This is a genomic window from Kribbella sp. CA-253562, assembly GCF_050942265.1.
Taxonomy (GTDB): domain Bacteria; phylum Actinomycetota; class Actinomycetes; order Propionibacteriales; family Kribbellaceae; genus Kribbella.
Window position 1 is genome coordinate 4,410,825 of sequence record NZ_CP192049.1, and the last position, 23,442, is coordinate 4,434,266.

At 70.8% G+C, this 23,442-nt stretch carries 22 protein-coding genes; 12 read left to right on the forward strand and 10 right to left on the reverse strand.

The annotated features are described in order from the left end of the window. Nucleotides 1-89 precede the first annotated feature (89 nt). Nucleotides 90-932, reverse strand: coding sequence for an acyl-CoA thioesterase (locus ACQPXM_RS20845; RefSeq protein WP_432935514.1), 843 nt, complete (start codon nt 930-932; stop codon nt 90-92). Between the two features lie 150 nt (nt 933-1,082). Between ACQPXM_RS20845 and ACQPXM_RS20850 the strand changes: the two genes are divergently transcribed. Continuing rightward, nucleotides 1,083-1,538, forward strand: coding sequence for a DoxX family protein (locus tag ACQPXM_RS20850; protein ID WP_432935516.1), 456 nt, complete (start codon nt 1,083-1,085; stop codon nt 1,536-1,538). Between the two features lie 53 nt (nt 1,539-1,591). Here ACQPXM_RS20850 and ACQPXM_RS20855 read toward each other — a convergent pair whose 3' ends face one another. After that, nucleotides 1,592-2,509, reverse strand: a complete 918-nt coding sequence (locus tag ACQPXM_RS20855) for a proteasome assembly chaperone family protein (RefSeq protein WP_432935518.1) — start codon at nt 2,507-2,509, stop codon at nt 1,592-1,594. A 413-nt stretch (nt 2,510-2,922) separates the two neighbouring features. Between ACQPXM_RS20855 and ACQPXM_RS20860 the strand changes: the two genes are divergently transcribed. The 4 genes from ACQPXM_RS20860 to ACQPXM_RS20875 all read left to right on the forward strand — a co-directional run bounded on the left by ACQPXM_RS20860 (nt 2,923) and on the right by ACQPXM_RS20875 (nt 6,907). Further along, on the forward strand, nt 2,923-3,897 hold the full coding sequence (locus ACQPXM_RS20860) for a hydroxyacid dehydrogenase (protein WP_432935520.1): 975 nt from the start codon (nt 2,923-2,925) through the stop codon (nt 3,895-3,897). Further along, complete coding sequence (locus ACQPXM_RS20865) at nt 3,894-5,885, forward strand: DUF2264 domain-containing protein (protein WP_432935522.1); 1,992 nt, start codon at nt 3,894-3,896, stop codon at nt 5,883-5,885. Before ACQPXM_RS20860 ends, ACQPXM_RS20865 begins: the two co-directional genes overlap by 4 nt. Nucleotides 5,886-5,902: 17 nt before the next feature. Next, a complete protein-coding gene (locus tag ACQPXM_RS20870; protein ID WP_432935524.1) occupies nt 5,903-6,316 on the forward strand; it encodes a hypothetical protein in 414 nt (137 codons plus the stop codon). 63 nt (nt 6,317-6,379) lie between these two features. Further along, nucleotides 6,380-6,907 carry a ferritin gene (locus ACQPXM_RS20875; protein ID WP_432935525.1) on the forward strand — a complete coding sequence of 176 codons (528 nt, stop codon included), beginning with the start codon at nt 6,380-6,382 and terminating at the stop codon, nt 6,905-6,907. Between the two features lie 79 nt (nt 6,908-6,986). Here ACQPXM_RS20875 and ACQPXM_RS20880 read toward each other — a convergent pair whose 3' ends face one another. Both ACQPXM_RS20880 and ACQPXM_RS20885 read right to left on the reverse strand, forming a co-directional pair. Beyond that, a complete protein-coding gene (locus ACQPXM_RS20880) occupies nt 6,987-8,888 on the reverse strand; it encodes a DUF2207 domain-containing protein (protein ID WP_432935527.1) in 1,902 nt (633 codons plus the stop codon). Between the two features lie 20 nt (nt 8,889-8,908). Beyond that, on the reverse strand, nt 8,909-10,300 hold the full coding sequence (locus ACQPXM_RS20885; protein WP_432935529.1) for a tyrosine-type recombinase/integrase: 1,392 nt from the start codon (nt 10,298-10,300) through the stop codon (nt 8,909-8,911). A 158-nt stretch (nt 10,301-10,458) separates the two neighbouring features. On the opposite strand from ACQPXM_RS20885, the gene ACQPXM_RS20890 reads away from it, so the two are divergent. Beyond that, on the forward strand, nt 10,459-11,553 hold the full coding sequence (locus ACQPXM_RS20890) for a hypothetical protein (RefSeq protein ID WP_432935531.1): 1,095 nt from the start codon (nt 10,459-10,461) through the stop codon (nt 11,551-11,553). On the opposite strand, the gene ACQPXM_RS20895 is transcribed toward ACQPXM_RS20890, so the two are convergent. Next, nucleotides 11,550-12,989, reverse strand: a complete 1,440-nt coding sequence (locus tag ACQPXM_RS20895; RefSeq protein ID WP_432935533.1) for a PLP-dependent aminotransferase family protein — start codon at nt 12,987-12,989, stop codon at nt 11,550-11,552. The genes ACQPXM_RS20890 and ACQPXM_RS20895 overlap by 4 nt on opposite strands. On the opposite strand from ACQPXM_RS20895, the gene ACQPXM_RS20900 reads away from it, so the two are divergent. After that, nucleotides 12,988-13,884, forward strand: coding sequence for a DMT family transporter (locus tag ACQPXM_RS20900; protein WP_432935534.1), 897 nt, complete (start codon nt 12,988-12,990; stop codon nt 13,882-13,884). The genes ACQPXM_RS20895 and ACQPXM_RS20900 overlap by 2 nt on opposite strands. Before the next feature lie 86 nt (nt 13,885-13,970). Further along, complete coding sequence (locus ACQPXM_RS20905) at nt 13,971-16,091, forward strand: elongation factor G-like protein EF-G2 (protein ID WP_432935536.1); 2,121 nt, start codon at nt 13,971-13,973, stop codon at nt 16,089-16,091. Here ACQPXM_RS20905 and ACQPXM_RS20910 read toward each other — a convergent pair. Genes ACQPXM_RS20910 through ACQPXM_RS20920 form a run of 3 tightly spaced genes read right to left on the reverse strand, consistent with a single transcriptional unit; the run spans nt 16,088 to nt 18,650 of the window. Beyond that, the gene (locus ACQPXM_RS20910) at nt 16,088-17,335 is read right to left on the reverse strand and encodes a tetratricopeptide repeat protein (protein WP_432935537.1); all 1,248 of its coding nucleotides are present in this window, start codon (nt 17,333-17,335) and stop codon (nt 16,088-16,090) included. The two genes, ACQPXM_RS20905 and ACQPXM_RS20910, sit on opposite strands and share 4 nt — an antisense overlap. Before the next feature lie 2 nt (nt 17,336-17,337). Continuing rightward, on the reverse strand, nt 17,338-18,207 hold the full coding sequence (locus ACQPXM_RS20915; RefSeq protein WP_432935538.1) for a tetratricopeptide repeat protein: 870 nt from the start codon (nt 18,205-18,207) through the stop codon (nt 17,338-17,340). Further along, on the reverse strand, nt 18,204-18,650 hold the full coding sequence (locus ACQPXM_RS20920) for a hypothetical protein (RefSeq protein ID WP_432935539.1): 447 nt from the start codon (nt 18,648-18,650) through the stop codon (nt 18,204-18,206). Before ACQPXM_RS20920 ends, ACQPXM_RS20915 begins: the two co-directional genes overlap by 4 nt. A 165-nt stretch (nt 18,651-18,815) precedes the next feature. Between ACQPXM_RS20920 and ACQPXM_RS20925 the strand changes: the two genes are divergently transcribed. The 4 genes from ACQPXM_RS20925 to ACQPXM_RS20940 all read left to right on the forward strand — a co-directional run bounded on the left by ACQPXM_RS20925 (nt 18,816) and on the right by ACQPXM_RS20940 (nt 21,445). After that, on the forward strand, nt 18,816-19,220 hold the full coding sequence (locus ACQPXM_RS20925; protein WP_432935541.1) for an HIT family protein: 405 nt from the start codon (nt 18,816-18,818) through the stop codon (nt 19,218-19,220). 92 nt (nt 19,221-19,312) lie between these two features. After that, nucleotides 19,313-20,569: an MFS transporter gene (locus ACQPXM_RS20930; RefSeq protein WP_432935543.1), complete on the forward strand. Its 1,257-nt coding sequence runs from the start codon at nt 19,313-19,315 to the stop codon at nt 20,567-20,569. 4 nt (nt 20,570-20,573) lie between these two features. Next, nucleotides 20,574-21,212: an RNA polymerase sigma factor gene (locus ACQPXM_RS20935; protein WP_432935545.1), complete on the forward strand. Its 639-nt coding sequence runs from the start codon at nt 20,574-20,576 to the stop codon at nt 21,210-21,212. Next, the gene (locus ACQPXM_RS20940; RefSeq protein WP_432935547.1) at nt 21,209-21,445 is read left to right on the forward strand and encodes an anti-sigma factor family protein; all 237 of its coding nucleotides are present in this window, start codon (nt 21,209-21,211) and stop codon (nt 21,443-21,445) included. Before ACQPXM_RS20935 ends, ACQPXM_RS20940 begins: the two co-directional genes overlap by 4 nt. A 30-nt stretch (nt 21,446-21,475) precedes the next feature. Here ACQPXM_RS20940 and ACQPXM_RS20945 read toward each other — a convergent pair whose 3' ends face one another. Then, the gene (locus tag ACQPXM_RS20945; protein WP_432935549.1) at nt 21,476-22,570 is read right to left on the reverse strand and encodes a glycosyltransferase family 4 protein; all 1,095 of its coding nucleotides are present in this window, start codon (nt 22,568-22,570) and stop codon (nt 21,476-21,478) included. A gap of 3 nt (nt 22,571-22,573) precedes the next feature. Further along, on the reverse strand, nt 22,574-23,440 hold the full coding sequence (locus ACQPXM_RS20950) for a phosphatidylinositol mannoside acyltransferase (protein ID WP_432935551.1): 867 nt from the start codon (nt 23,438-23,440) through the stop codon (nt 22,574-22,576). Between the last annotated feature and the right edge of the window lie 2 nt (nt 23,441-23,442).

The window sequence follows — 23,442 nt, forward strand, 5'->3', positions numbered from 1 at the left end:
CGTGAGTCAGCGCGCCGGGACAGGATCCGGCGTCGTCGTCTGTACGGCGTGCTGCTGCATGTCCACCAAGTTAGCAGGCCCGTCAACCGCTATTGCTCGTCGAGGTCCAGCCCGACCGGGCGGATCAGCCCTTCCTGCGCGACCGATGCGGCCAGCCGGCCGTCCTGGGTGAACAGACGACCGGTGGCGAACCCGCGGGCACCGGACGCCGACGGCGACGACTGGTCGTACAGCAACCATTCGTCGGCCCGGAACGGCCGGTGGAACCACAGCGCGTGGTCGATCGAGGCCGGCTGGATCCGCCGGTCGCCGATCACCAGGCCGTGCGGCAGCAAACTTGCCCCGAGCAACGTCAGGTCGCTGGCGTAGGCCAGCACGCAGGCGTGCAGCGCGGGTTCGTCGGGAAGCTTGCCGGCGGCCCGGATCCAGAACTGCCGGCCGCTCACCCCGGCCAGCCGCATGTCGAGTGCGGACCACTCCTTGTTCCAGTCCTCGGCCGAGCGCCCGGTCGCCGCCTCCAGCACCGAGGCCAGCGTCGGCGCCTCCTCGGGCGGGACCACGTCGTCCGGCATCGGGTCGCTGTGGTCCAGACCGGCCTCCGGGCGCTGGAACGACGCGGACATGTAGAAGATCGGCTTGCCGTGTTGCGACGCGACCACCCGGCGGCTGCTGAACGTCTTGCCGTCACGGGTCGGCTCGGGCCGGTACACGATCGGTACGGCGGTGTCGCCGGGCCGCAGGAAGTAGCCGTGCAGCGAGTGCACGATCCGCTCCGGCTCCACCGTGCGGCCGGCCGCGACCAGCGCCTGGCCGAGCACCTGCCCGCCGAACACCCGCTGGGCAGAGGTCTGCGGCTGGCGGCCGCGGAACAGGTCGTCGTCGATCTTCTCCAGGTCGAGCAGGTCGACCAGATCCTCCAGGGACTCGGGCATGCCTCATCCTGACAGGCCGCACCGGCGGTCCGCCGTACCGGTTGGTGTGGTTCCACTCACCCGGTCGTTTTCGGTGAGCTTTCGGTCGCCGCCCGTAAGCTGTGGTTGAACGCGCAACCAAACAGTTGTTCCGACCGAAGGAGATCCTTTGTGAGCCGCCTCCCCTCCGGCGCCGCCCGTGCCGCCGCCCGTGACCTCGTCCTCCTGCTGGCCCGCGTCGGGCTCGGCGTCGTGTTCGTCGCGCACGGCTGGCAGAAGTTCCGCACCAACGGGCTGGCCGCGACCGCGGCGGGCTTCGAGCAGATGGGCGTGCCCGCGCCCACGCTGTCGGCGTACTACGCGGCCGGGGCCGAGCTGCTCGGCGGCGCGGCACTGATCCTCGGCGTACTCACGCCGCTGGCCGGTGTCCTGCTGGCGCTCGACATGGCCGGCGCGTTCGCGTTCGTGCACCTGTCGAACGGCGTGTTCGTGGCCGAGGGCGGCTGGGAACTGGTGGTCGTGCTCGGGCTGCTCTCGCTGACGCTCGCGGCGGTCGGCGCGGGACGCTACAGCGTCGACCGGGTGCTCACCCGATCCACCGCGGATCGGGCCACGCTGTCGGTCTGAGCGATCGCAAAGGGCCCCGGAGCGTGTCGCTCCGGGGCCCTTTGTCGTCTGCGTCAGTTGCTGTCGTCGTCGCGGTTCAGCTCGGCCAGGAACTGCTCGACCTCGGCGCCCAGCTCGTCGGCCGACGGCGTCGCCCCGGCCAGCAGGCTGCCCCGGCTGATCGAGCCGGCGGCCGCGTCGTACTGGGTCTCGAGCGCGTTGACCACGGCGGCCGCGTCGTCGGACTGCTCCACCTGCTCGTCGACCAGCCGGCCGGTGATGGCGGCCTCGTCGAGCAGCGCCTTGCTCGGCAGCAGCAGACCGGTCGCCGCGGAGATCGCGTGCACCAGCGCCAGCGCGGCACCGGGGAACCGGTTCTCGGCCAGGTAGTGCGGGACGTGGACCGCGAAGCCCATCGCGTCCTTGCCGGCCTCGCCGAGGCGGACCTGCAGCATCGTGCCGGCGCTCGCGGGCAGCCGCATCTCGCCGTCCCAGATGTTCGACCGGGTGACCAGCTCGGGCCGCGTCGCGTGCGCGGTCAGGCCCAGCGGGCGGGTGTGCGGCACGCCCATCGGGATGCCGTGCACGCCGACCGTCAGCGTCACGTTGTACTGCTCGATCAGCTGGCGCACGGCGCCGGCGAACCGGTTCCAGTGGTTGTCGGGCTCCACGCCTTCCAGCAGCAGGAACTCCACGCCCGCGTCGTCGGTCAGCAGGTGCAGGTTGAGCTGCGGCGGCGTGTAGTCGATGAAGCGGTCCTCGGCGAACGTCACCTCGGGACGACGAGCGCGGTAGTCGTGCAGCAGATCGACGTCGAAGCGCGCGAGCAGCCGGTGGTCCAGCACGTCGAGCAGGTGGTCGGCGGTGACCCGCCCCGCCTGACCGGCGTCCATGAACCCGTCGAGCGAGTGCACCAGTACCTTGGGCGTCGCCGCCGGGCCGGTCGCCACCGACTCGTCGACGATCTCGTAGAGGTCGTCCGGTCGCAGCATGTGTCTCGTCTCCTTCATCACTGGCCAACAGGGCGGTAGGCCCCTCCATCCTGCCTTCTCCCTGCACAACGCCCACTCACCGGGCGGTCATTCCGCTCCGCGAGAACTTTCTGCCACCACTTCGTGCACCGCTCAGCCGCCGCGAGGGCGAATCCGCGGTCGGCCGGTGATCGAGGTCGGCGTACGGAGGCAGCGGGCGGCGCGCGACGCGGACCGGACGAGCGGATCCGGAAAGCGCTTGCTAGCGTGCTCTTGTGCGCACCGATTCCGAGCCTTCCCCGTCCGCCCCCTCGCCGGCTGGGTCAGTACCTGCCGACTCGCCGGGCCGGGCCGCCGAGTCGCCGACCTCACTCGGCCGGGCCGAGTCGCCAGGACAGCGACCTGCTGTCCCCCGGCCGACCGTGCTGCTCGCGATGAGCGAGTACAGCCGTGACCGGGTCCTGGTCCCCGCAGTGCGCGACCGGCTCGAGCGCGTCGCCGACGTACTGCCGATCCGCGCCGAGCACACCTTCCTCGACGACCCGGCGGTTCGCGACGTCCTGGCTGGAGTCGACGTCCTCCTGACCGGCTGGGGCTGCCCGCAGATCACTCCGGACGTGCTCGACGCGGCGCCTCGGCTGCGCGCGATCGTGCACGCGGCCGGCTCGGTGAAAGGATTCGTCACGCCGGTCGCCTTCGACCGCGGGATCCAGGTCACTTCCGCCGTGGTCGCCAACGCGCTGCCCGTCGCGGAGTACACCGTCGCGACGATCGTGCTCAGCGGCAAGCGGGCGTTCCGGCTCGGCGCCGAGTACAAGCGCGACCGGCAGCGGCCTGACCCGACCCACGTCCCAGGCAACTACGGCACCATGGTCGGGCTGCTCGGCGCGTCGAGGATCGGCCGGATGGTCGCCGACCGGCTGCGAGCCTTCGACCTCGAGGTGCTGATCAGCGACCCGTACCTGACCCCGGCCGAGGCCGCGGAGCTCGGTGCCGAGCTGGTCGAGCTCGACGACCTCTTCCGCCGCAGTGACGTCCTGAGCGTGCACGCGCCGCTGCTGCCCGAGACGGTCGGGCTGGTCGACGCGCGGCTGCTCGGACTGCTGCGCGACGGCTCGGTCCTGATCAACACCGCCCGCGGCAGGGTCGTCGACGCCCGCGCCCTGGAGGCCGAATGCGTCGCCGGCCGACTGGACGCCGTACTGGACGTCACCGATCCCGAGCCGCTGCCGCCGGACTCGCCGCTGCTCGACCTGCCCAACGTCTTCCTCACCCCGCACCTGGCCGGAGCCCTCGGCAACGAGGTCGCCCGGCTGGGTGAGCTCGCCGTCGGAGAGGTCGAACGGCTGGCCGCCGGACGGCCGCTGCAGCACGCCATCAGCCCCGCCGAACTCGGAAGGATCGCATGACCCTCCACACGTCACGGCTCATCCTGCCCGCCACCGATCGCGAGCTGTCCCGTCAGACCGGCTGGGTCCGCGCTCACTGGGAGGCGCTGGCCGACCATCTGCTCGACTCGCTCGTCCCGTACTTCTCCCCCGGCTCGGCCCGCGTCGTACTGCCCGGCCGCCCGAGCCGCTCCGGTACGGCGTCCGACGAGCTCGAGGGATTCGCCCGGTCGTTCATGCTCGCCGCGTTCCGGATCGGGGGCGTTCGGGGCGAGCGCTGCGAGCAGCTGATCGAGCGGTACGCGCGCGGCGTCGCCAACGGCGCGAACCCCGACCACCCGGAATCCTGGCTGCGGCTCACCCCGCGCTCCCAGCAGATGGTCGAGGCGGCCGCGATCGCGGTGGCCCTGCACGAGTCCCGCGAATGGATCTGGGACCGGCTCGACACCCGCGCGCAGGAGCACGTCGCCGAGTGGCTCGGCGGTTTCATCGGGTCGACGACGCACGACAACAACTGGCGGCTGTTCCAGGTGGTCAGCGAGCAGTTCCTGGCGTCGGTCGGCGCGCCGTACTCGCAGGACGACATCGACGGCGGCCTGGACCGGATCGAGGACTGGTACGTCGGTGACGGCTGGTACTCCGACGGCGACGGGCAGAACTTCGACAACTACATCGGCTGGGCGATGCATCTCTACCCGGGCCTGTGGGCGCGGATGGCCGCCGCCACGCCGGGTGCGCAGTACGAGGACCGCTTGAAGGTGTATCGGGAGCGGCTCGCGCTGTTCCTGGAGGACGCGGTGCACCTGGTCGGGAACGACGGGGCTCCGGTGTACCAGGGGCGGTCGCTGACGTACCGGATGGCCGCGGCGGCGCCGTACTGGATGGGGGCGTTGCTGGACTCGACGCCGTTGTCGCCGGGGCAGACGCGGCGGTTGTGCTCGGGGATCGCGCGGCACTTCGTCCAGCACGGGGTGCCGGACGAGCGCGGGCTGCTGACGCTCGGGTGGTACGACACGTTCCTGCCGGCGACGCAGCAGTACTCCGGGCCTGGTTCGCCGTACTGGGCTTCGAAGGGGTTCATCGGTTTGCTGCTGCCGCCGGAACATCCGGTGTGGTCGGAGCCCGAGGACTCGATCCCGCTGGACGACGAGGACCAGGTCCGGGCGATGCCGGCGCCGGGATGGATCGTGCACAACAGCCGGCACGACCAGCTCGTCCGGCTCGTCAACCACGGCGCCGACCACGCGCCGCCCACCGAGCCCGAAGGCGTCGAGCCGGCCGGTGACGCGCACTACAACCGCTTCGCCTACTCCAACCACGCCGGCCCGGAACTCGCCGACCACGCGCCGGCGATCGACAACCTGATCTGCCTGGTCGACCAGGAAGGCCGCTCCAGCACCCGAGGCCGCATCCGCCGCCTCGGCATCGGCACCCGCACGGCCTCGTCGTGGCACAAAGCCTGGCTCGGCACCGAGGGCCCGTGGCCGATCGAAACCACCTCGGTGATCCACGGCAACTGGGAGATCCGGGTCTCGCTGGTCGATGGCCCCGCCGGCGCTCTGGTCCGCAGCGGCGGTTACGCCGTAGCAGCCGACTCGTTGCCCCACGCAACCGCCGACTCCCCCGCCTCTTCTCCCGGCGCCGCCTCCTCAGCCAGCGCCGACGTTCTCGCCGGCACACCAGCCTCCCCAGCCCCATCGGCAGTGTGGGCGTCCGCCCGAACCTCCGACGGACTGCAGTCCTCGGTCATCGGCCTCTACGGCTACACCGCCGCCGGCGTCCACCGCGGACTCGGTGCCAACGCCTTCGGCCCGCACTCGGCCACGCCGTATCTCACCGCTCCCCACACCGGCGAACCGGCCGTGCTCGTGCACGCTGTGTTGCTGACCCGTGACGCCCTGGCGCCACAAGCTCTTGCCGAGGGCATCGACGTCGCGGTGCAGGGTCGCGAGATCACGATCACATTGCCCGGTGGCGACACGGAAATCGTGATGCTGGGAAACCGCTGACGACGTACGGTCGGGGGATGCAGGAAGTTTCCCCGACCGACGTCTTCGCCGAGGCCGTCCGCACCGACCCGAGCACCGCCAACCAGGAGAAGTTGTGGGCGGCAACGTTCTCCCTGGAGCGCTGGTGGTTCGTGCAGCGCGGCGAACCCACCAACCCGCAGCCGTTCGTCGGCGTGCACGGCGAACAGCCGTTCCTGATGGCGTTCACCTCGGCCCAGCGGGCCCGTGGGTTCGCCGTCGCCAACGGCCTGGCCGGTGCCGACGAGCAGGTCGAGGTCCTGGCGCTCACGCCGGCCGACGCGGTCGCCCAGGCGCCGGTGTGGACCCAGCAGGGCATCGCGGCGATCACGTTCGACCACGGCATCAGCGGTTTCTTCGCCCCGCTGGGCAACCTTCCCGCGATCCGGTCGCACGTGGCGCGCGGCGTCTGACCGATCGTTAGGCCAGCCTCGCCAACGGTGTGAAATGCGGTCCCGAGCACTACCGTGGTCAGCATGAGCACGTACGCGAAACTCCTGCAAGAACAGATCCGCAACGAATTCACGGCGGCCCAGCAGTACACGGCAGTGGCTGTCTGGTACGACGACCAGGATCTCCCGCGGCTGGCCGCGCACTTCTACAAGCAGGCCCTGGAAGAGCGCAACCACGCGATGATGATGGTCCGGTACCTGCTCGACATGGGCGTCCGGCCGCAGATCCCCGGCGTCGGCGAGGTCGTCAACGACTTCAAGACCGCGCTCGACCCGCTGGAGCTCGCGCTGCAGCAGGAGATCACGGTCACCAAGCAGATCGAGACGCTGGCCCGCACCGCGCGCGACGACGGCGACTACATCGGCGAGCAGTTCATGCAGTGGTTCCTCAAGGAGCAGGTCGAGGAGGTCGCCGCGATGACGACGCTGGTCAACGTCGCGAAGCGGGCCGGTGACAACCTGTTCCACCTCGAGGACTTCCTGGCCCGCGAGACGGTCGGCGACGAAGGGTCGGACCCGACCGCGCCGACGGCCGCCGGCGGCAAGGTCTGACGCAGGCCCGGCTCTCCCGGGAGTTTCGGGGCCGCCGCTCCGGCGGCGGCCCACTCCCCCGCTGTGCCCCGACAGCCGGTCACCAGGAACCGCCGCCTCCACCCCCTCCGCCGCCACCGGAGGAACCTCCGCTGAAGCCGGAGGAGCTACCGCCTCCCCCGCCGCTGCCCGAAGGCGCCGGCGGCGGATCGAAGGTTTGCGCCACGGTCTGGCTGATGTTGCCCGCCGCGAAGCCGGAGCTGTAGTACGACGGCCCGACGTACCAGTACGGGTCGGCCGGGATCCGTCCCGCCGCGACCAGCTGGGAGCAGACCCGCTGCCACCGGTCGGCCAGGCCGAACGCGATCGCCCAGGGCAGGTACTTGCTGAAGATGTCCTCGCCCTCCTCGAACCGCAACTGGTCCGCTTCGGCGGTGGCCAGGTAGGTCCGGAAGCCGATCAGCTGGTCGGTCACCGCGCGCCCCGCCGGGCTGCGCTGCCCGCGCGCCCGCTTCGAGATCAAGGTGCCGATGGCAACGACCACGGCGAGCACGGGCAGCCCGATCACCACCGCGCGGCCCAGGCCGCCGGTCGCCGCGCCGATCACCGTACCGATCGCGCCGGCGCCGAAGATCCAGATCCCGACCATCGCGATGCACGCGCACGGGAAAACACCGGACAGCTGCTTGCCCCGGGCGGCCCAGGGCATCCGGGTGTACCACTGGCGCGCCCTGATCTGCTCGCGCAGCGTACTGATCATCGCGTCGTGTGCCTGGCGCATCGAGTTGTCGCCCGTCTTGCGGCGTTCCAGCGTGATCTCGGAGCCGGGCATGCCGGTCGGGTAGAGGTTCTGCAGCAGGACCTGCTCGTGCGGTGCGGTGGCCAGGCCGGCGTTCAGCAGCACGGCCTTCTGCTCCTCGCCGGTGTTGTCGATCCGTACGGCGCCACGCACCGCCAGGTCGATCAGCGTCGCGGCGGTCTCGGTCGTGTTCGCCTTCGCGTCGATCAGCAGGCCGCCTTCGCCGACCGGGATCGGCGGCGGGGAGAACGCGACCGGGATCTGGTCGGTCGCGTACGTGTCCTTCACCGCGCCGACGGTGGAGCCGGCCGGCGGGAACGTGCCGGGCGGCATCCCGGCGTACCGCAGATCGCGGTTGCCCCGGCGGCCGTAGACGACCGCGGTCGCGAGACCGGCGAGCGTGACCAGGGCGGCGGTGACCAGGCCGGGCACGTTGACGCCGTTGCGCTCGAGCCAGTCCGGCGCGTCGACGATGATCGGGGTGTCGTTGGCCACCACGCCGGGCTTGATGCCGGCGACGATCGTCAGGCCTTCGCCGCGGTCGAGGTTGGACGCGGCGAAGACGCCCTGCTCACCGGAGATCGACTTGGTCTCGCAGGTGGCGGTGCTGCCGTGCGGGCCGGCGAAGCAGTCGACCCGCTGGACACCCTCGGGAACGGTGACGGTGACGTCGACCCGGTTGAGGACCGCCTCCCAGCGGGAACCGGTGGCGTCCCAGTACAGCTCGCTGTGGTCGTCGAAGTGCCGCAGCGCGCCGCGGACGTCGTACTCGATCACGTACGTGGCCTGCCGGCCGGCGATCGTCTCGTTGGGCGAGCCGATCTTGATCTGCACGGTCTCGTCGCGCTGGCCGTTGGTCTTGCGGGTGGTCTCCTCGAACTCGTCGGGCGCGCCGCTCGGGCTGCTGACGGTGATGTCGGAGATCTCGTACTTCTGGTCCTTCGAGGAGTCGTCGACGTACGGCTCGCGGGTGACCAGGAACCGGTAGATCCCGTGCCGCCCGGAACTGCCGAACCGGTAGTCGATCGTCTCCTTGACGTGCAGCACACCGTCCTTGTTGACGGTGTAGTCGAGCCGCATCCGGCTGACCACGTCCCCGACCTCGCTGCCGGTGACCGGCGACGCGCCGGCCGGCACCGCCCACCCGGTCAGGACGAGCCCGGTGAGGAGCGTGACGACAGCGGTCCAGAGTGCCCTTCGCATGCCGCGACAGTACCGAGGCGTCAGTCCACCGTCTGCCCGGCCCGCGCGTGAGGTTCGGTGCCGTTGGTCTCGTACGCCGGGTCCTGCGTGACGTCGTCGGCTGATTGCTGCGCCGGCGGGAGATCGGCATGCTCTGCCGGATCGCGATCGGGCTGGTCCGCCGGCGTGCGCTCTCGGCTGGACATTGAGTCGGCTGTCCCGGCGTGCTCCGCCGGCGAGCGATCGTTTGCCTCGTCGCCCGCGGCGCGGATGGCTGCTTCGACCAGATCCGCGGCGCTGGTGTCGCGGGTGCGGCGGCCGCGGTCGTAGTACTGCGTCGTCGCGATGCTCGCGTGGCCGACGTCGGCCTGCACGTGCTGGATCCGGGCGTCCTGCTCCAGCGCGATCGTCACGTACGCGTGCCGCAACGCGTGCGGATGCACCTTGTCCACGACGTCCTCCAACGCCGGCCCGGCCTGGACGGCGACCCGCTTCAGCAACGCGTTCACGTCGAAGCGCGAGCAGCGAGCCCCGTCGCGCGTCGCGATCAACGGACTCGTCGCCTTGCCGTTGGTCCGGCCGCGCAGGGCGGGAGTTGTTGTCTCTTGCACTAGATCGCGCTCTCTCAGGTACCGCTCAAGGGCCTCGGCCGCCAGCGTCGTCAGATACACCTCCCGGTGCACGCCGCCCTTGCCCAGCACCCGGAGCATCGGCTCTCCGCCGGAAACCACCAGGTGCTGACGATCCAGCCCGACGAGCTCCGAGACTCGCAATCCCAAGGTCAGCAGCGCCACCACGGCGACCGCGCGGGCGGCGTACAGGTCCTTGTACCGGGTCCTGTTCGGGAGTTTGCCTGCCGCATCGAGCAGCGCGTGCAGCTGCGACGCGGTCAGCCGGATGGTCGGCGACGCGTCCCGGGAACTCCGGTTCAGCCCGAGGCGCGCCCGGTTGAGCGCCGCTGGGTTCGCCGGGACGACACCGGTCTCGGTCAGATGACCGTAGAACGCGGAGAGCGTGCTCAACATGCGCTGCCGGGTCCGCTTCTCGGCGCCCGCCGCATCCAGCAGATGAAGCCACGCCTTCACATCGCGCCCGGTCGCGGCGCGGGGATCCATCCCCCGGCCCGCACACCACCTGAACCAGGCCAGGTCGTGCAACTGCCCCTCGCGCCGAACTCCTGAGGCACTGCTCGGGGCATCAGAAACTTCCTTCTCCCCCGCCACCAGGACGTCGACCCAGGCGATCGGCAGTCCAAGGGCGTAGCCGTACGTCCGCCGGGTGCCGGCGTTCGCGTACTGACTCAGCCAATCGGCGACCTGTTCTCTCAGCGTCTCTGGGTCGTCGACTCCCGGCCAGGTTCCTTCCGCGGCGACGATCTGGTCGTCCTCTCGCGCCTTCCGGGCAGCTTCCAGCACGACCAGTAATCCGTCCATGCGGCGATCTTGGCAGCCAACCCAGTCCGCTCCGGCTTCCCACTCCGAAGTCCGGCGAACACACTCACAAAACGCTGGTTTCGTGGTGGTTAGGTTCGGTGTCAGAAACGCCGAACCGGTTTCCAGGTTTTCTAACCTCCAACATCTAGGGTCTGAGCATGATCGTGGACGCCGGAAGATGCGGCTACAGCAAGTGCCGGGCCGAGTTGCCCGCTCCAGGACTTCAGGGCGGACGCCCGCGGACGTTCTGCCGGGACACCCGCTGGGAAGGCGGCCGGACCTGCGCGCAGATGGCCCGCGCGGAGAAGGAGGCCCTGGGAGCGCTCGGCCTGGACGCCGGCAGCAGCACCTTCCGCCTGGACGCCGAACGCCTGCGCGACCACCTGGACAGCGTCCGCGGACCGGTGGAAGCGCTCACCGCCGCTCTCGAAGCCGTCACCACCCGCCTGGACGAGGTCGAAGCAGCAGCCGTCGCGGCCGTGGAGACGGCGAACGCCCAGGTCGCCGAGGCCGAGAAGGCGCGAGTGGCCGCCGAAGAAGCCCGCGAACAAGCCGAGCACCGAACCCGCCAGAGCCAGGCCGCCGCCGAGCGCGCCACCAAAGAGCGCGCCGAGGCAGTCGAACGCGCTTCCGCCGCCGCCCGCCAGGCGCTGGACGCGACCGAGGCCCTCGGCGCGGCACGCCAGCAGGCCGAGGAAGCCGTCAACGCCCGCCGCGCCGCGGAGACCCAGGCCGCCAAGGAAGCAGAGCGGGCCGCGGGCACCGACCGCCAACTCCGCGAGATCGCCGTCGCTGCCGAACGCCTCCTGGCCGAACGCGACGCGGCCCGCCAGGAGCGCGACACGCTCCGCAGTGAACGCGAGACGATCAGCGCCGAACGAGACGCCGCCCGCGAAGCCGAAGCATCCCGTCGTACCGACCTGGAAGCCGCACGGGCCGAGCTGCAAGTTCTCCAGAACGAGCTCTCCGCGCAAGAACGCAAGGCCCAGGAGTCCGAAGCCGCCCGCCTCCGCGCCGAGGCGGCCCAGTCAGCTCAAGCAGAGGCTTTCCAGCAACTCACCATCAGCCACGACCAGACCCGCGCCGATCTCGACGCTCTCCGCTCCCGCACCGAGCAACTCCAACTCAAGGCCACGCAGGCGACCACGGAGCTCGAAACGGTCCGAACCCAGCTCACTACCACCCGCCTGCACCCTGAGGACCTGCGAACTCTTGTCGCCGCACTGACCAGCCAACGCGGCGAGGCCGGTTAACCAAAAGCTCGACGAAGCCGAAGGACGCCTTCCTCGAGCTGGGCCGTGCCTGGAGTCCCGACATAGCTCAGGCGGAGATGCGGCGCGGGCACCTCGGCGCTGAAGTACGCCGCGCCGGCGGTGACCGCCACGCCATGGCGCAGCGCCGCAGCCGAGAGAGCGCGTTCTTCGGTTCCCTCCGGGAGCCGGAGCCACAAGTGATAACCACCCCGGCGCGGATTGACCGGCACGACCTCCGGCAACGAACTCCCCAGCGCCGACAGCAACGTCGTACGGCGATCCTGCAGCGCTTGGGCGAGTGTTCGGAGATGACGCGACCAGGCGGGCGAGCCGACCAGTTCCAGCGTGGTCTCCTGCAACGGCCGCGGGACGAACATGGTGTCCACGGCGTTGATCGCCCGCAACCGTTCGAAGGCCGGCCCCCGCGCGGTCAGTCCGGCGATGCGAAGGCTCGGCGACGCCGCCTTGGTCAGCGAACGGACGTGGACCACGACACCGTCGGGATCGTCACCGGCCAGCGGCGGCGGGAGCGGTTCGCAGTCGGCGTGCACGAGCCGGCGCGCGAAGTCGTCCTCGACGACGAAGGCCCCGGCGGATCGCGCGATCTCGATCACCGCCGTACGACGCTCGGCGGCGAGGCAACTGCCCGTCGGGTTGTGGAAGAGCGGCTGGCAGACGAAGAGCCGAGCGCGCGTGGCCTCGAAAGCGTCAGCGAGCAGATCGGTCCGCACGCCGTCCGCGTCGACCGGCACCGGCACGGGCCGCAACCCCGCGGCGCGTGCGATCGCGAGCATCCCCGGATAGGTCGGCGACTCGACCAGCACCGGCGAACCGGGCGCGGCCAACCCGCGAAGAGCAGCAGAGAGCGCGTTCTGACCGCCCGCGGTGATCAGCACATCCGACCCGTCGAGCGAACCACCCGGCCCCCCAACGTCCCGGGCGAACCACTCCCGCAGTTCGGTCAGTCCCTCGACCGGCGGGCGCGCCCAGGTCCCCGGCCGACGACCGGCCCGCGCCAGCGCACCGGCCAACGCCCGCTCGGGCTGAAGCGCCGCGTGCAGGTATCCGCCGTTCAGATCGATGACCTCCGGCGGCGGCGCGGTCAGCGTCGCCAGCAACCCAGCGGCGTCCGCGGCCCGAGGGCCGACGTCGACAGAGGCATGCGGCGGGTCAGCGCTGAGCGCGACTTCCTGCCACGAGACATCCCCCGGTACGGCGACCGCTCGCCCGGCCACTTTGAAGACCCCAGCTCCGGGACGCGAGACGACCAGCCCTTCCGCGACCAGCGCGGAGATCGCCCGAGACACCGTCACCGGACTCACCTGGTACCGCGTCACCAGCGCGCGACTCGACGGGAGCTTCTGTCCTTCGGAGTAGCGATCGAGCTCGGCCCGCAGCGCAACCACCAGCCGATCACCACTGCTACCGTCGTTCATGACAGCACAAGATAGCGCTACTCGCGCTCCCGCGATATCAGTCCGGACCGGTACTTCGCTGGCCGCGGCCGCCGTTGTCGCTTTCTCGCTCAGCTTCCCGGCGACCGTGTGGGCGCTGGACGGCTTCGGCCCGTGGACGTCGACCGGCATCCGCGCACTGCTCGCCGGGGTCATCGCCGCCGTCTGCCTGTTCGTCACTCGCGTGCCCCTGCCCGACCGCCGGCACTGGGCCGGTCTGCTCACCGTCGCCGGCGGCTGCGTGATCGGGTTCCCCTTGCTCACGACCCTCGCGCTGCAGACCTCCACCACCGCGCACTCGGCCGTCGTGATCGGAATCCTGCCGCTGGCGACCGTCGTGATCTCGTCGCTGATCACCGGTCGCCGGCCGTCCCGCACCTTCTGGACCGCCGCGGGTCTTGGTGCGCTCACTGTCGCCGCCTTCACGCTGCAGCAGAGCCACGGCCTGCCCACCATCGGCGACCTCTACCTCTTCGGCGCCCTGATCGTGTGCGCCGCGGGCTACGCGCAAGGTGGCCGGCTCGCTCAGCACCTGCCCGGCTGGCAGGTGATCGCCTGGGGCGTCGTCGCTGCCCTCCCGGTTTCCGTGCTGGTCACAGCGAGCGCTCTCCCGGCCGAACCGGTGCACCTGACGACCAAGGCGATCGCCGGCATGGGCTACATCGCGGCGATCTCCCAGTTCGGTGCGTTCGTCGTGTGGTACCGCGGGATGGCCGCGATCGGCGTACCGAAGGCGAGCCAGCTGCAGCTCGCCCAGCCGCTGATCACGCTGGTCTGGTCCGTCCTGCTGATGGGCGAGCACTTGCCCGTCCTGGCGCCGATCGCGGCTGTTGTCGTCTTGGCGTGCATCGCCGTCACCCAACGCGCCGGCGCCTGAGCCCCGATCGCTGCCGGGCGGTCTCTCACGGAGCTCTTGTGCTCGGCGGCTGCTTCGGGGAATGGTGGACGAACAGGAGGAACGTCATGGCAGACAAGACGAACACTTCCCAGGGCGCGCCGGGTGCGGACAGTCCCGCCGCCATTCGCAACGTCGTGCTCGTCGGTCCGTCCGGCGCCGGCAAGACCACTCTCGTCGAGGCGCTGCTGGTCGCCTCCGGAGTGCTGACCAGAGCCGGCACCGTCGTCGACGGGACGACGGTGTGCGACTGCGAGGACGCCGAGATCCGGCAGCAGCGCTCGGTCGGCCTCGCACTGGCCCCCCTGCTGCACAACGGAATCAAGGTCAACCTGATCGACACCCCCGGGTACGCCGATTTCGTCGGCGAGCTGCGGGCCGGCCTGAGAGCGGCGGATTGCGCTCTCTTCGTGATCCCGGCCAACGAGGGAGTCGACGAACCGACCAAGGCGCTGTGGCAGGAGTGCGACCAGGTCGGCATGCCGCGCGCGGTGGTGATCACCAAGCTCGACCACGCCCGCGCGAACTACGAGAACGCGCTCTCCGCGGCCCAGAACGCGTTCGGCGACAAGGTCCTGCCGCTCTACTTCCCGGCCGGCCAGGGCGTGATCGGCCTGCTCTCCCAGACCCACTACGAGTACGCCGACGGCAAGCGCAGCACGCACCCGCCCGACGCGTCGTACGCGGAGCTGATCGAGCAGCACCGGGGCAGCCTGATCGAGGGAATCATCGAGGAGTCCGAGGACGAGTCCCTGATGGAGCGCTATCTCGGCGGGGAGGAGATCGACCAGGACGTGCTGATCGAGGACCTCGAACGCGCGGTGGCGCGCGGCTCGTTCTTCCCCGCCATCCCGGTCTGCAGCGGGACCGGCGTCGGCACGCTCGAGCTGCTGGAGATCGCGACCAGTGGGTTCCCGTCGCCGCTGGAGCACCCACTGCCCGAGGTGTTCACTCCGCACGGCGTCTCGAAAGGCAAGCTGACCTGTGATCCGGACGGACCGCTGCTGGCCGAGGTGGTGAAGACGACGTCGGACCCGTACGTCGGCAGGGTCAGCCTGGTCCGGGTGTTCTCCGGCACCATCAGGCCCGACACGACGGTTCACGTGTCGGGCCATTTCACGTCGTTTTTCGGCGAGGGCAACAGCCACGCCGACCACGACGAGGACGAACGGATCGGGACCTTGTCGTTCCCGCTCGGCAAGCAGCAGCGACCGGCCTCGGCCGTGGTCGCCGGCGATCTGTGCGCGATCGGCCGGCTGACCCGCGCGGAAACCGGGGACACGCTGTCCGACAAGTCCGACCCGCTGGTGCTGAAGCCCTGGACGATGCCCGAACCACTGCTGCCGATCGCCGTCCAGGCCCGGGCCAAGACCGACGAGGACAAGCTGTCCGGCGGGCTGCAACGCCTCGCGGCCGAGGACCCGACGCTGCGGATCGAACAGAACCCGGAGACCCACCAGATCGTGCTGTGGTGCATGGGCGAGGCGCACTCGGACGTCGTACTGGACGCGCTGGCCAACCGGTACGGCGTATCTGTGGACACCGTCGAGCTCCGCGTGCCGCTGCGCGAGACGTTCGGTGGCAAGGCGAAGGGTCACGGACGGCACGTCAAGCAGTCCGGCGGGCACGGCCAGTACGCCGTCTGCGACATCGAGGTGGAACCGCTGCCGCAGGGCACAGACTTCGAGTTCGTCGACAAGGTGGTCGGCGGGGCGGTGCCGCGGCAGTTCATCCCCAGCGTCGAGAAGGGCGTCCGGGCGCAGATGGAGAAGGGTGTCGGCGCGGGCTATCCGGTGGTCGGCATCAAGGTGACGCTGCTGGACGGAAAGGCGCACAGCGTCGACTCGTCGGACATGGCGTTTCAGATGGCCGGTGCACTGGCGCTGCGCGAGGCGGCGAACGCGACGAAGATCAACCTGCTCGAACCGGTCGACCTGGTGTCGGTGCTGGTGCCGGACGACCTGGTCGGCGCGGTGATGAGCGACCTGTCCGGACGCCGCGGCCGGCTGCTCGGCACCGACAAGGTCGGCGACGACCGGACGCTGGTGAAGGCCGAGGTCCCGCAGGCCGAGATCACCCGCTACGCCATCGATCTGCGCTCGCTGTCGCACGGCGCCGCGTCGTTCACCCGCTCGTTCGCCCGGTACGAGCCGATGCCCGACTCGGCCGCCGCGAAGGTGAAGGGCTAGGAGAGCCGGCGCCGGACGTCCTTCGACTTCAGGTACGCCGCGGCGTCGTCGTACCGCTCGGACTGGTTGGCGAACTCGATGTACGAGCGGACCCGGTGCAGCCAGTCCAGCGTCGACGGCTTGACCGCGGGGAGCGCTCTGTCCAGGTGCTGCATCGCGAGCGGCGGCTCACCACCGGTGGCCAGCGCCTCGTCGATCACGCCGTCCACCCCGCGCTCGACCAGCGCGCGCAGATCCGCGCCGCTGAACATCGGTGTCCGCGCGGCCAGTGACTTCAGGTCCAGCCCGGCCGACGGCACGTCCTTCAGCACCACGGACAAGATGTCGGCCCGGGCCTGCTCGTCCGGCGGCGGAACGAAGATCACGCGATCGAAGCGTCCCGGCCGCAGCATCGCCTCGTCGACGTCCCACGGCGCGTTGGTCGCGGCCATCACCAGCAGACCCTCATTGTCCGAACCGATCGCGTCCAGCTCCTGCAGCAGGACGTCGACCAGCCGCCGCGCCTCCGACCCGCCGTGCTTGTGCCGCGCGAAGGCGAGCGCGTCGAGCTCGTCGAGGAACAGCACGCACGGCGAGTTCGCCCGCGCCCGCTCGAAGGCCTCGTGCAGGTTGCGCTCGGAAACCCCGAGATAGGGGTCCATCACGTCCTCGATCCGGACGTTGACGAACGGCAGCCCGCACTCCCCCGCGGTCGCCCGGGCCAGCAGCGTCTTGCCGCAGCCGGGCGGGCCGTAGAGCATCACGCCACCGCCGGAGCGCCGGCCGTACTTCTGGTACAGCTCCGGACGGCTCAGCGGCAGGATCACCATCCGGTGGATCACCCGCTTGATCTCGTCCATGCCGCCGACCTGATCGAAGGTCGTCGACTCCTTCGGCGCGTCGCTGACGAAGCCGTCACCGGTCTCCTCCGGGCCGACCTTCACCTTGACGCCGGTCCGGGTCGAGATCATCTCGTCGACCAGTTGCTGGAGCCGGCCGGTGCCCTCGACGACCCCGGCCTGTCGCGCCGCCTCGAGGCAGCTGCGCAGCAACGCGAGCCGCCCGTTGGCCGCCGCGAGCTCGCCGACCACGGTGAGCTGGTCCTCGGGCAGGCCCTGCTGATCCAGCAGTACGACGTACTGGTCGAGCGCGGCCTCGGTTTCCCCGGCGGCAACGAGGGTCTCGGCCAGCACGAGCCGGAGCAGGACGTCGTCGGGATTGGCCTCGACCGCCTTGCGCAGCGCGGAGATCCGGTCGTTCGTCATCGTCACCAGTTCCGGTTGATCCAGCGGCGCAGCAACGGCGGCGCCACCCACGAGTAGACACAGAAGGTGAACCAGCCAACGGTGGCCACCACTGCGAGCGGCCACAGCCCGGCCAGGCGCAGGCCGTAGATGACGGCGACCGCGCCGATCCAGACCACGAGCGGGTTGAACCGCTGGAAGGGCCGCAGCGGACGCATCAGCGGGTGGTTCGCGAGCCGGGCTTCGCGGGCCGCCTCGCGCAGGTCGGCGTCGCCGGGGTCGGCGGCGGCCGCGGACGCCAGAGAGCGGTATCCGGCGTTCGGGTCGCCGGTGAGCATGGCGGACGTGCCGTGCAGGGCCCGCGCGGCGGGATCCTCGGGATCGGCAGAGAGCGCTTTCTCGGAGTGCCGGTGCATGTCCCGATCCTTGCCCAGGGCAAACGCCACCTGTGCGCGGGCAGCCGACACCTGGGCGCTCTCCGGGGCTTGGGAGGCGGCGCGCTCGACCAGGGCGCTCGCCTTCTCCGCCTGCCCGGCCGACAGGCAGACCATCGCGTAGCCGAGCAGGAGGTCGGGGTCGTTCGGGTTCAGGCTGAGGCCCTGCAGGAGCGCCGCCTCGGCTTCGGGCAGCCTGCCCTCCGCGCGCAGCGCCGCCGCCAGGATCTGCAGCAGCGGCAGGAACGGGCCGTGGTGGCCGAGGCCGTCCCGCAGTACGTCGATCGCTTCGGTGTTCCGGTCCAGCGCGTGCAGGGCAGCGCCGCGGAACAGGTAGGCCCGGTAGTCGAGGGCGCCGTCGCCCCACAGACCCTGCAACTCGGACAGAGCGCGTTCCGGGTGCCCGATCTGGAGCCAGTGGCCGGCCATCTGGAGCCGGGCCTCGGTCGGTTCGCTCACAGCGCCACCGCCACACCGGCGAGCAGCAGGACTTCCAGCAGGCCGAGGCCGATCACCGCGGCGATCCCTGGCCCCCACAACGACCTGTAGTCGGCGCCACGGAGCTGGAACGCGCGATCCATCGGCCGCTGCAGCCGGAGCTGCACCAGGCAGCAGAGGACCGCGACGACGCGGGTCGCCACGCGCAGCCCGCTGTCGGCGTCGCCATCGGTCAGCAGCACGACCACGGCCGCAGAGACGACCAGGGCGACGGCGCCGACGCCGAGGATCAGGCGCTGCTGAGCCGCACCGACGCCGAGCCGGCGGGCGTTGAGCCAGGCGATCACCGTCACCGCGATCACCCCGCCGAAGAACGCGACGTACGCCTGCGACATCAGCCGCCAGGGCCGCACCGACAGATCGACGTTCGCCACGATCGTCGGCCGCAGCAGCTCGTCCGCCATCCCATCCCCTTCTCCGCCTCACCCCACCGGAACCGGCCGGCCACTCGACCAACCCGGACTCCGGCCCGCGCAGTCTAAGCCAGCCGCAGTCCGCCTGTCGTCGGTCGTCCGCGCCACCTCGTCGGGCTGCACCGAGCCGGTGACGGGCGGCTTTAGGGTGGGCGCATGACCGAGAACTGTCTTTTCTGCGGGATCGTCGCAGGTTCGATCCCGTCCCAGCAGGTGGCCGAGAACGAGCGGGCGATCGCGTTCATGGACATCAACCCGGCGACCCGCGGACACCTGCTCGTCGTCCCGCGCGCGCACTCGACCGACCTGCGCGAGACCGACGCGGAAGACCTCACCGCCGCCACGCTGCTCGCCCAGTCGCTGGTCAGCCGGGTGATCGACCGCCTCGACGCCGACGGCGCGAACCTGCTGAGCTGCATCGGTGCCGACGCCTGGCAGAGCGTCTTCCACACCCACCTGCACGTCGTACCGCGCTACAAGGACGACCCGCTCCGGCTTCCCTGGCACCCGACGCCGGGTGACGCGGACAGCATCGCGGCGACAGCAGCCGAACTCCGCTGACCTGCCCGCTCGCCGAACACCGCTGTAACGCCTCCGGGGTCTCCTGACACTGAACCGGTGACAGGAACTCTCGAACCCACCCCGGGGGCGTCATGCCGACCGCGACCAGCACCGCACCGACTGCAACCACCGACCGGCAACGGCCGGAGAGCGCGATCTCCCGATCTCTGCGGCGCCGCCTGACCCCATTGCGGGTGATGGCGTTCCTGCAGGCGGTCGGGTTCTGGGTCCCGGTCGAGAAGCTGTTCATGACCGAGATCGGCTTCGAGGCGGCGACCATCGGCGTGATGGCCGCCGCGTACGCCGGGCTGATCCCGGTCGCCGAGGTGCTGTCCGGCGTCCTGGCCGATCGCTGGTCGCGCCGCGGTGTGCTCGGCCTGGCCGGGATCGCGCTGCTGGTCGCGGTCCTGATCGGCGCGCTGAGCCAGAACGTCGTCACCTACATCGTCGCCGCGCTGGTGCTCGGCCTGTACTTCGCGCTCTACTCCGGCACCGTCGAGGCGATCGTCTACGACACCGTGCTCGAGGAGACCGGCACCAGTACGGCGTACGAGCGGGAGATCGGCCGGATCCGCCTGATCGAGAGCGCCGCCCTGCTCACCAGCGCGCTGGCCGGCGGCTGGATCGCGGCCGCGGCGTCGACCCGGCTGACGTACTTCGTGACGCTGCCCTTCGTGCTGGCGTCGCTGATCGCGCTCTCCCGGTTTCACGAGCCGCTGCTGCACCGGGCGGGTGAGCGCTCTCCGCTGCGCGAGCACCTCCGGACCACCGCCCGGGCAATCCTGCATCGTGGCCGCTTGGTCCCGATCGCGGCGGCCGCGGTGACGGCGGCGGCGATCCTGCAGGCGATGTACGAGTTCGGACCGCTGTGGCTGATCGAGTTGTCCGCGCCGGCCGGGTACTACGGGCCGTTCTGGGCCGGCGTCGTCGGCGCCCTCGGCCTCGGCGGCCTGCTGGCCGGGCGGCTGCACCTCCACAAACGTTTGCCAGCAGCAACAGTCGTGGCGGTGATGGTGGGTTGCTCCGCCGTACTGCTGACCAGTGGCAGCCTGGCCGCGCTGACCGCGGCGATCACGACGTTGACCCTGCTCGTCGTCGTGATCGGCATCCACGTCAGCCATCTGGTGCACGACGCCGTCGACTCGACCATCCGCACCGGCGTCGCGTCGGGCATCAGTGCGGTTTCGTGGATCCTGTTCCTCCCGTTCGCGCTCGGCTTCGGCGCTGTCACGCAGCAGGCCGACGTGTACACCGCCGCGTGGTTGCTCGCCGGCGCGGTGCTTCTGGCCGGGGCAGCGCTGCTCTGGGTCGCGCTCTCCCGGTCTCGCCCCGCTCGGACACTAGCCTGAGTCGATGGACGACCTCCCCGTGGACAGCGTGCTGGTCCGCCGACTGTGCGACCGGGACGAGAGCGCGTTCGCGCTCGTTCTCGACCGCTGGTCCGGCGGCATGCACCGCCTGGCCCGCAGCTACGTCTCCACCGAGGAGTCCGCCGCCGAGGTCGTACAGGAGACCTGGCTCGCCGTGATCGAGGGCATCGACCGCTTTGAGGGCCGCTCGTCGCTGCGGACCTGGATCTACCGGATCCTCACCAACACGGCCAAGCGGCGCGGCGCCCGGGAGCACCGGATGATCCCTACCGACGAGGTGCAGGACACCGGTTCCGGCGAGCCGACGGTCGATCCGCGGCGGTTCCAGTCGGCGAACGATCCGTTTCCGGGGCATTGGTGGGAAGCGCCGGCGGTGTGGCCGGCCCCGGAGAGCGGAGTGCTGGGACAGGAAGTTCGGGAGTTGCTCGTCGCAGCGCTGGCCGAGTTGCCTGAACGGCAGCGGGTCGTGATCGCGCTGCGGGACGCCGAGGGCTGGTCGTCGGAGGAGGTCTGCGAGTTGCTGGACATCACGGCGGCGAACCAGCGGGTTCTGCTGCATCGGGCTCGCGCGTTCGTGCGGGGCAAACTGGAGAAGTACTACACGCAGGAGGCGACGTCGTGAACGAACTCGAGTGCCGGCAGTTCGTCGAGCAGGTGACGGCGTACCTGGAGCGCGCTCTCACCCCGGCCGAGGAGCAGGCCTTCGTCGACCACTTGGCCGACTGCGACGGCTGCGACCGCTACCTCGACCAGATCCGCCGGACCGCCCAGGCGCTGGAAGCGCTCCCTGCCGACGCCCTCACCCCGGAGTCCCGCGCGACGCTGCTCGAAACCTTCCGCACCCCTCCCAGCTGACGTCGCCGGGACTTTCCGTGCTGCGGGCGGTCAGCGGGCGACGAGTTCGTACACCGCGAGGATCTCGTCGGTGAGGGTCGACCAGTCGTAGCGCCGTACGGCCGCGAGGCCGGAGGCTCGCAGCTTCTCGCGCTCGCCGGGCGCGCCGAGCAACCGCGTGCACGCGGCCACCAGCGCATCCGGCGATCCAGGCTCGAAGAGCTCCCCCAGCCGTCCGCCGTCGAGCACCTGCCGGAACGCCGCGAGATCACTCGCGACCACCGGCGCCCCCGCGGCCATCGCCTCCAGCAGCACGATCCCGAAGCTCTCGCCGCCCAGATGCGGCGCGACAAAAACATCCGAACCGGCCAGCATGTCCGCCCGCGCCTCGTCGTCGACCGCACCGAGAAAGATCACGTTGTCCCGGCAGTACGGCGGCAGCGACCGCCGCGCCTCGTCCCCCTGACCGGTCCCGGCGATCAGCACCTTCAGGTCGCGCCACCGCGTCACCAGCGCCGGCACCGCCGCGAGCAGCACGGCCAGCCCCTTGCGCGGCTCGTCCATCCGCCCGAGGAAGCTGATCGTGCCGTCCGCCCCCTGCCACTGCGGCCGGATCCGCCCGGCGAACTTGTCGACGTACAGGCCGTTCGGGATCACGACGGCTTCGCCACCGATGTGCTGGACCATCATCGAGCGCGCGTTCTCCGACACCGCGATCCGGGCGTCGATCTTCTCCAGCGCCGGCCGCAGCAACCCGGACGCGGCGCTCATCGCGCGCGAGCGGACCTGCCAGGTGTGGAACGTCGCGACGAACGGCCCGTCGCCGGCCCACAGCGCGATGATCGACGTGCTCGGCGTGGTCGGTTCGTGCACGTGCACGACGTCGAACTGCCCGTCGGCGAGCCAGTTCCGCACCCGGGCCGCCGTCCGCGGACCGAAGGTCACCCGCGCGACGGATCCGTTGTAAGGAACGCCGACGGCGTGCCCCGCCGACACCACGTACGGCGGCGCCTGGTCGTCGTCGACCGGAGCCAGCACGGACACCTGGTGACCGCGAGCCAGCAAGGCCTCGGCCAGGTCGCGGACGTGGTTCTGCACTCCCCCCGGCGTACCGAGCGAGTACGGGCAGACCACGCCGATCTTCACCGGTCAGTCCACGAAGATGCGTTGCAGCATGTGCCAGTCCTGCGGATGGGTGGCGATGCCGGTGGCGAACGCGTCGGCGCAGCGCTGGGTCATGGTCGCCGGTCCGCCGGTGCGGTCGATCGCCGGATGGAAGGTGATCACGAGATCAGGGCCGTCGTAATGCAGCGTCGCCGGGATCAGCGGTGCGCCGGTCCGAACGCTCAGCGCGGCCGGACCGGCCGGCATCCGCGACTTCCGGCCGAAGAACTCGACGGGCACCCCGCGCTCGGACAGATCGCGATCGGCGACCAGGCAGACGAACCCGCCGGCCCGCAGCCGCTCAGCCAGTACGCCGAACACGTGCTCGTCGCTGCCGGTCAGCGGCAGGACCTCCATGCCCAGCTTGGCCCGGTAGGCGACGAACCGATCGAACAGCGACTCCGGACGAAGGCGCTCGGCGACGGTCGACACCGGCATCCCGGTCCGGCCCGCCCAGGCGCCGGCGTGGTCGTAGTTCGCGAGATGCGGCAGAGCGCAGATCACGCCCTTGCCGGCCGCATGCGCGTCCCGCAGCCGCTCCTCGTTGACCGTGCGAACCCGGCCGACGATCCGCTCGTCCGACCAGTCGGGCAGACGAAAGGCCTCCTGCCAGTAGCGCAGGTACGACCGCATGCCCGCCCGGACGAGCGAGTGCAGCTGCTCGGCCGACGCGTCCGGGCAGACCACTGCCAAGTTGCCGCGCAGCCTTCGGACGCCCGAACCGTCACGGCGTACGACGACATCGGCGGCACGGGTGAACAACCAGGTCACCACCGGCTCCGGCAGGCGCCGTACCAAAGCCCAGCCGAGCGCGAAGGCCAGGTCGATCGCCCGCTGGCGCAGCCCGTCCACGA

Excerpts from the sequence above, each read along its gene's own strand:
- ACQPXM_RS20860 (WP_432935520.1), top strand. The coding sequence starts at position 2,923 with ATGAGCGAGTACAGCCGTGACCGGGTCCTGGTCCCCGCAGTGCGCGAC.
- ACQPXM_RS20925 (WP_432935541.1), top strand. The coding sequence starts at position 18,816 with ATGACCGAGAACTGTCTTTTCTGCGGGATCGTCGCAGGTTCGATCCCG.
- ACQPXM_RS20885 (WP_432935529.1), bottom strand. The coding sequence starts at position 10,300 with ATGGACGGATTACTGGTCGTGCTGGAAGCTGCCCGGAAGGCGCGAGAG.
- ACQPXM_RS20900 (WP_432935534.1), top strand. The coding sequence starts at position 12,988 with ATGACAGCACAAGATAGCGCTACTCGCGCTCCCGCGATATCAGTCCGG.
- ACQPXM_RS20845 (WP_432935514.1), bottom strand. The coding sequence starts at position 932 with ATGCCCGAGTCCCTGGAGGATCTGGTCGACCTGCTCGACCTGGAGAAG.
- ACQPXM_RS20930 (WP_432935543.1), top strand. The coding sequence starts at position 19,313 with ATGCCGACCGCGACCAGCACCGCACCGACTGCAACCACCGACCGGCAA.
- ACQPXM_RS20920 (WP_432935539.1), bottom strand. The coding sequence starts at position 18,650 with ATGGCGGACGAGCTGCTGCGGCCGACGATCGTGGCGAACGTCGATCTG.
- ACQPXM_RS20865 (WP_432935522.1), top strand. The coding sequence starts at position 3,894 with ATGACCCTCCACACGTCACGGCTCATCCTGCCCGCCACCGATCGCGAG.
- ACQPXM_RS20890 (WP_432935531.1), top strand. The coding sequence starts at position 10,459 with ATGATCGTGGACGCCGGAAGATGCGGCTACAGCAAGTGCCGGGCCGAG.
- ACQPXM_RS20910 (WP_432935537.1), bottom strand. The coding sequence starts at position 17,335 with ATGACGAACGACCGGATCTCCGCGCTGCGCAAGGCGGTCGAGGCCAAT.
- ACQPXM_RS20875 (WP_432935525.1), top strand. The coding sequence starts at position 6,380 with ATGAGCACGTACGCGAAACTCCTGCAAGAACAGATCCGCAACGAATTC.
- ACQPXM_RS20895 (WP_432935533.1), bottom strand. The coding sequence starts at position 12,989 with ATGAACGACGGTAGCAGTGGTGATCGGCTGGTGGTTGCGCTGCGGGCC.
- ACQPXM_RS20870 (WP_432935524.1), top strand. The coding sequence starts at position 5,903 with ATGCAGGAAGTTTCCCCGACCGACGTCTTCGCCGAGGCCGTCCGCACC.
- ACQPXM_RS20855 (WP_432935518.1), bottom strand. The coding sequence starts at position 2,509 with ATGCTGCGACCGGACGACCTCTACGAGATCGTCGACGAGTCGGTGGCG.
- ACQPXM_RS20880 (WP_432935527.1), bottom strand. The coding sequence starts at position 8,888 with ATGCGAAGGGCACTCTGGACCGCTGTCGTCACGCTCCTCACCGGGCTC.
- ACQPXM_RS20935 (WP_432935545.1), top strand. The coding sequence starts at position 20,574 with ATGGACGACCTCCCCGTGGACAGCGTGCTGGTCCGCCGACTGTGCGAC.
- ACQPXM_RS20905 (WP_432935536.1), top strand. The coding sequence starts at position 13,971 with ATGGCAGACAAGACGAACACTTCCCAGGGCGCGCCGGGTGCGGACAGT.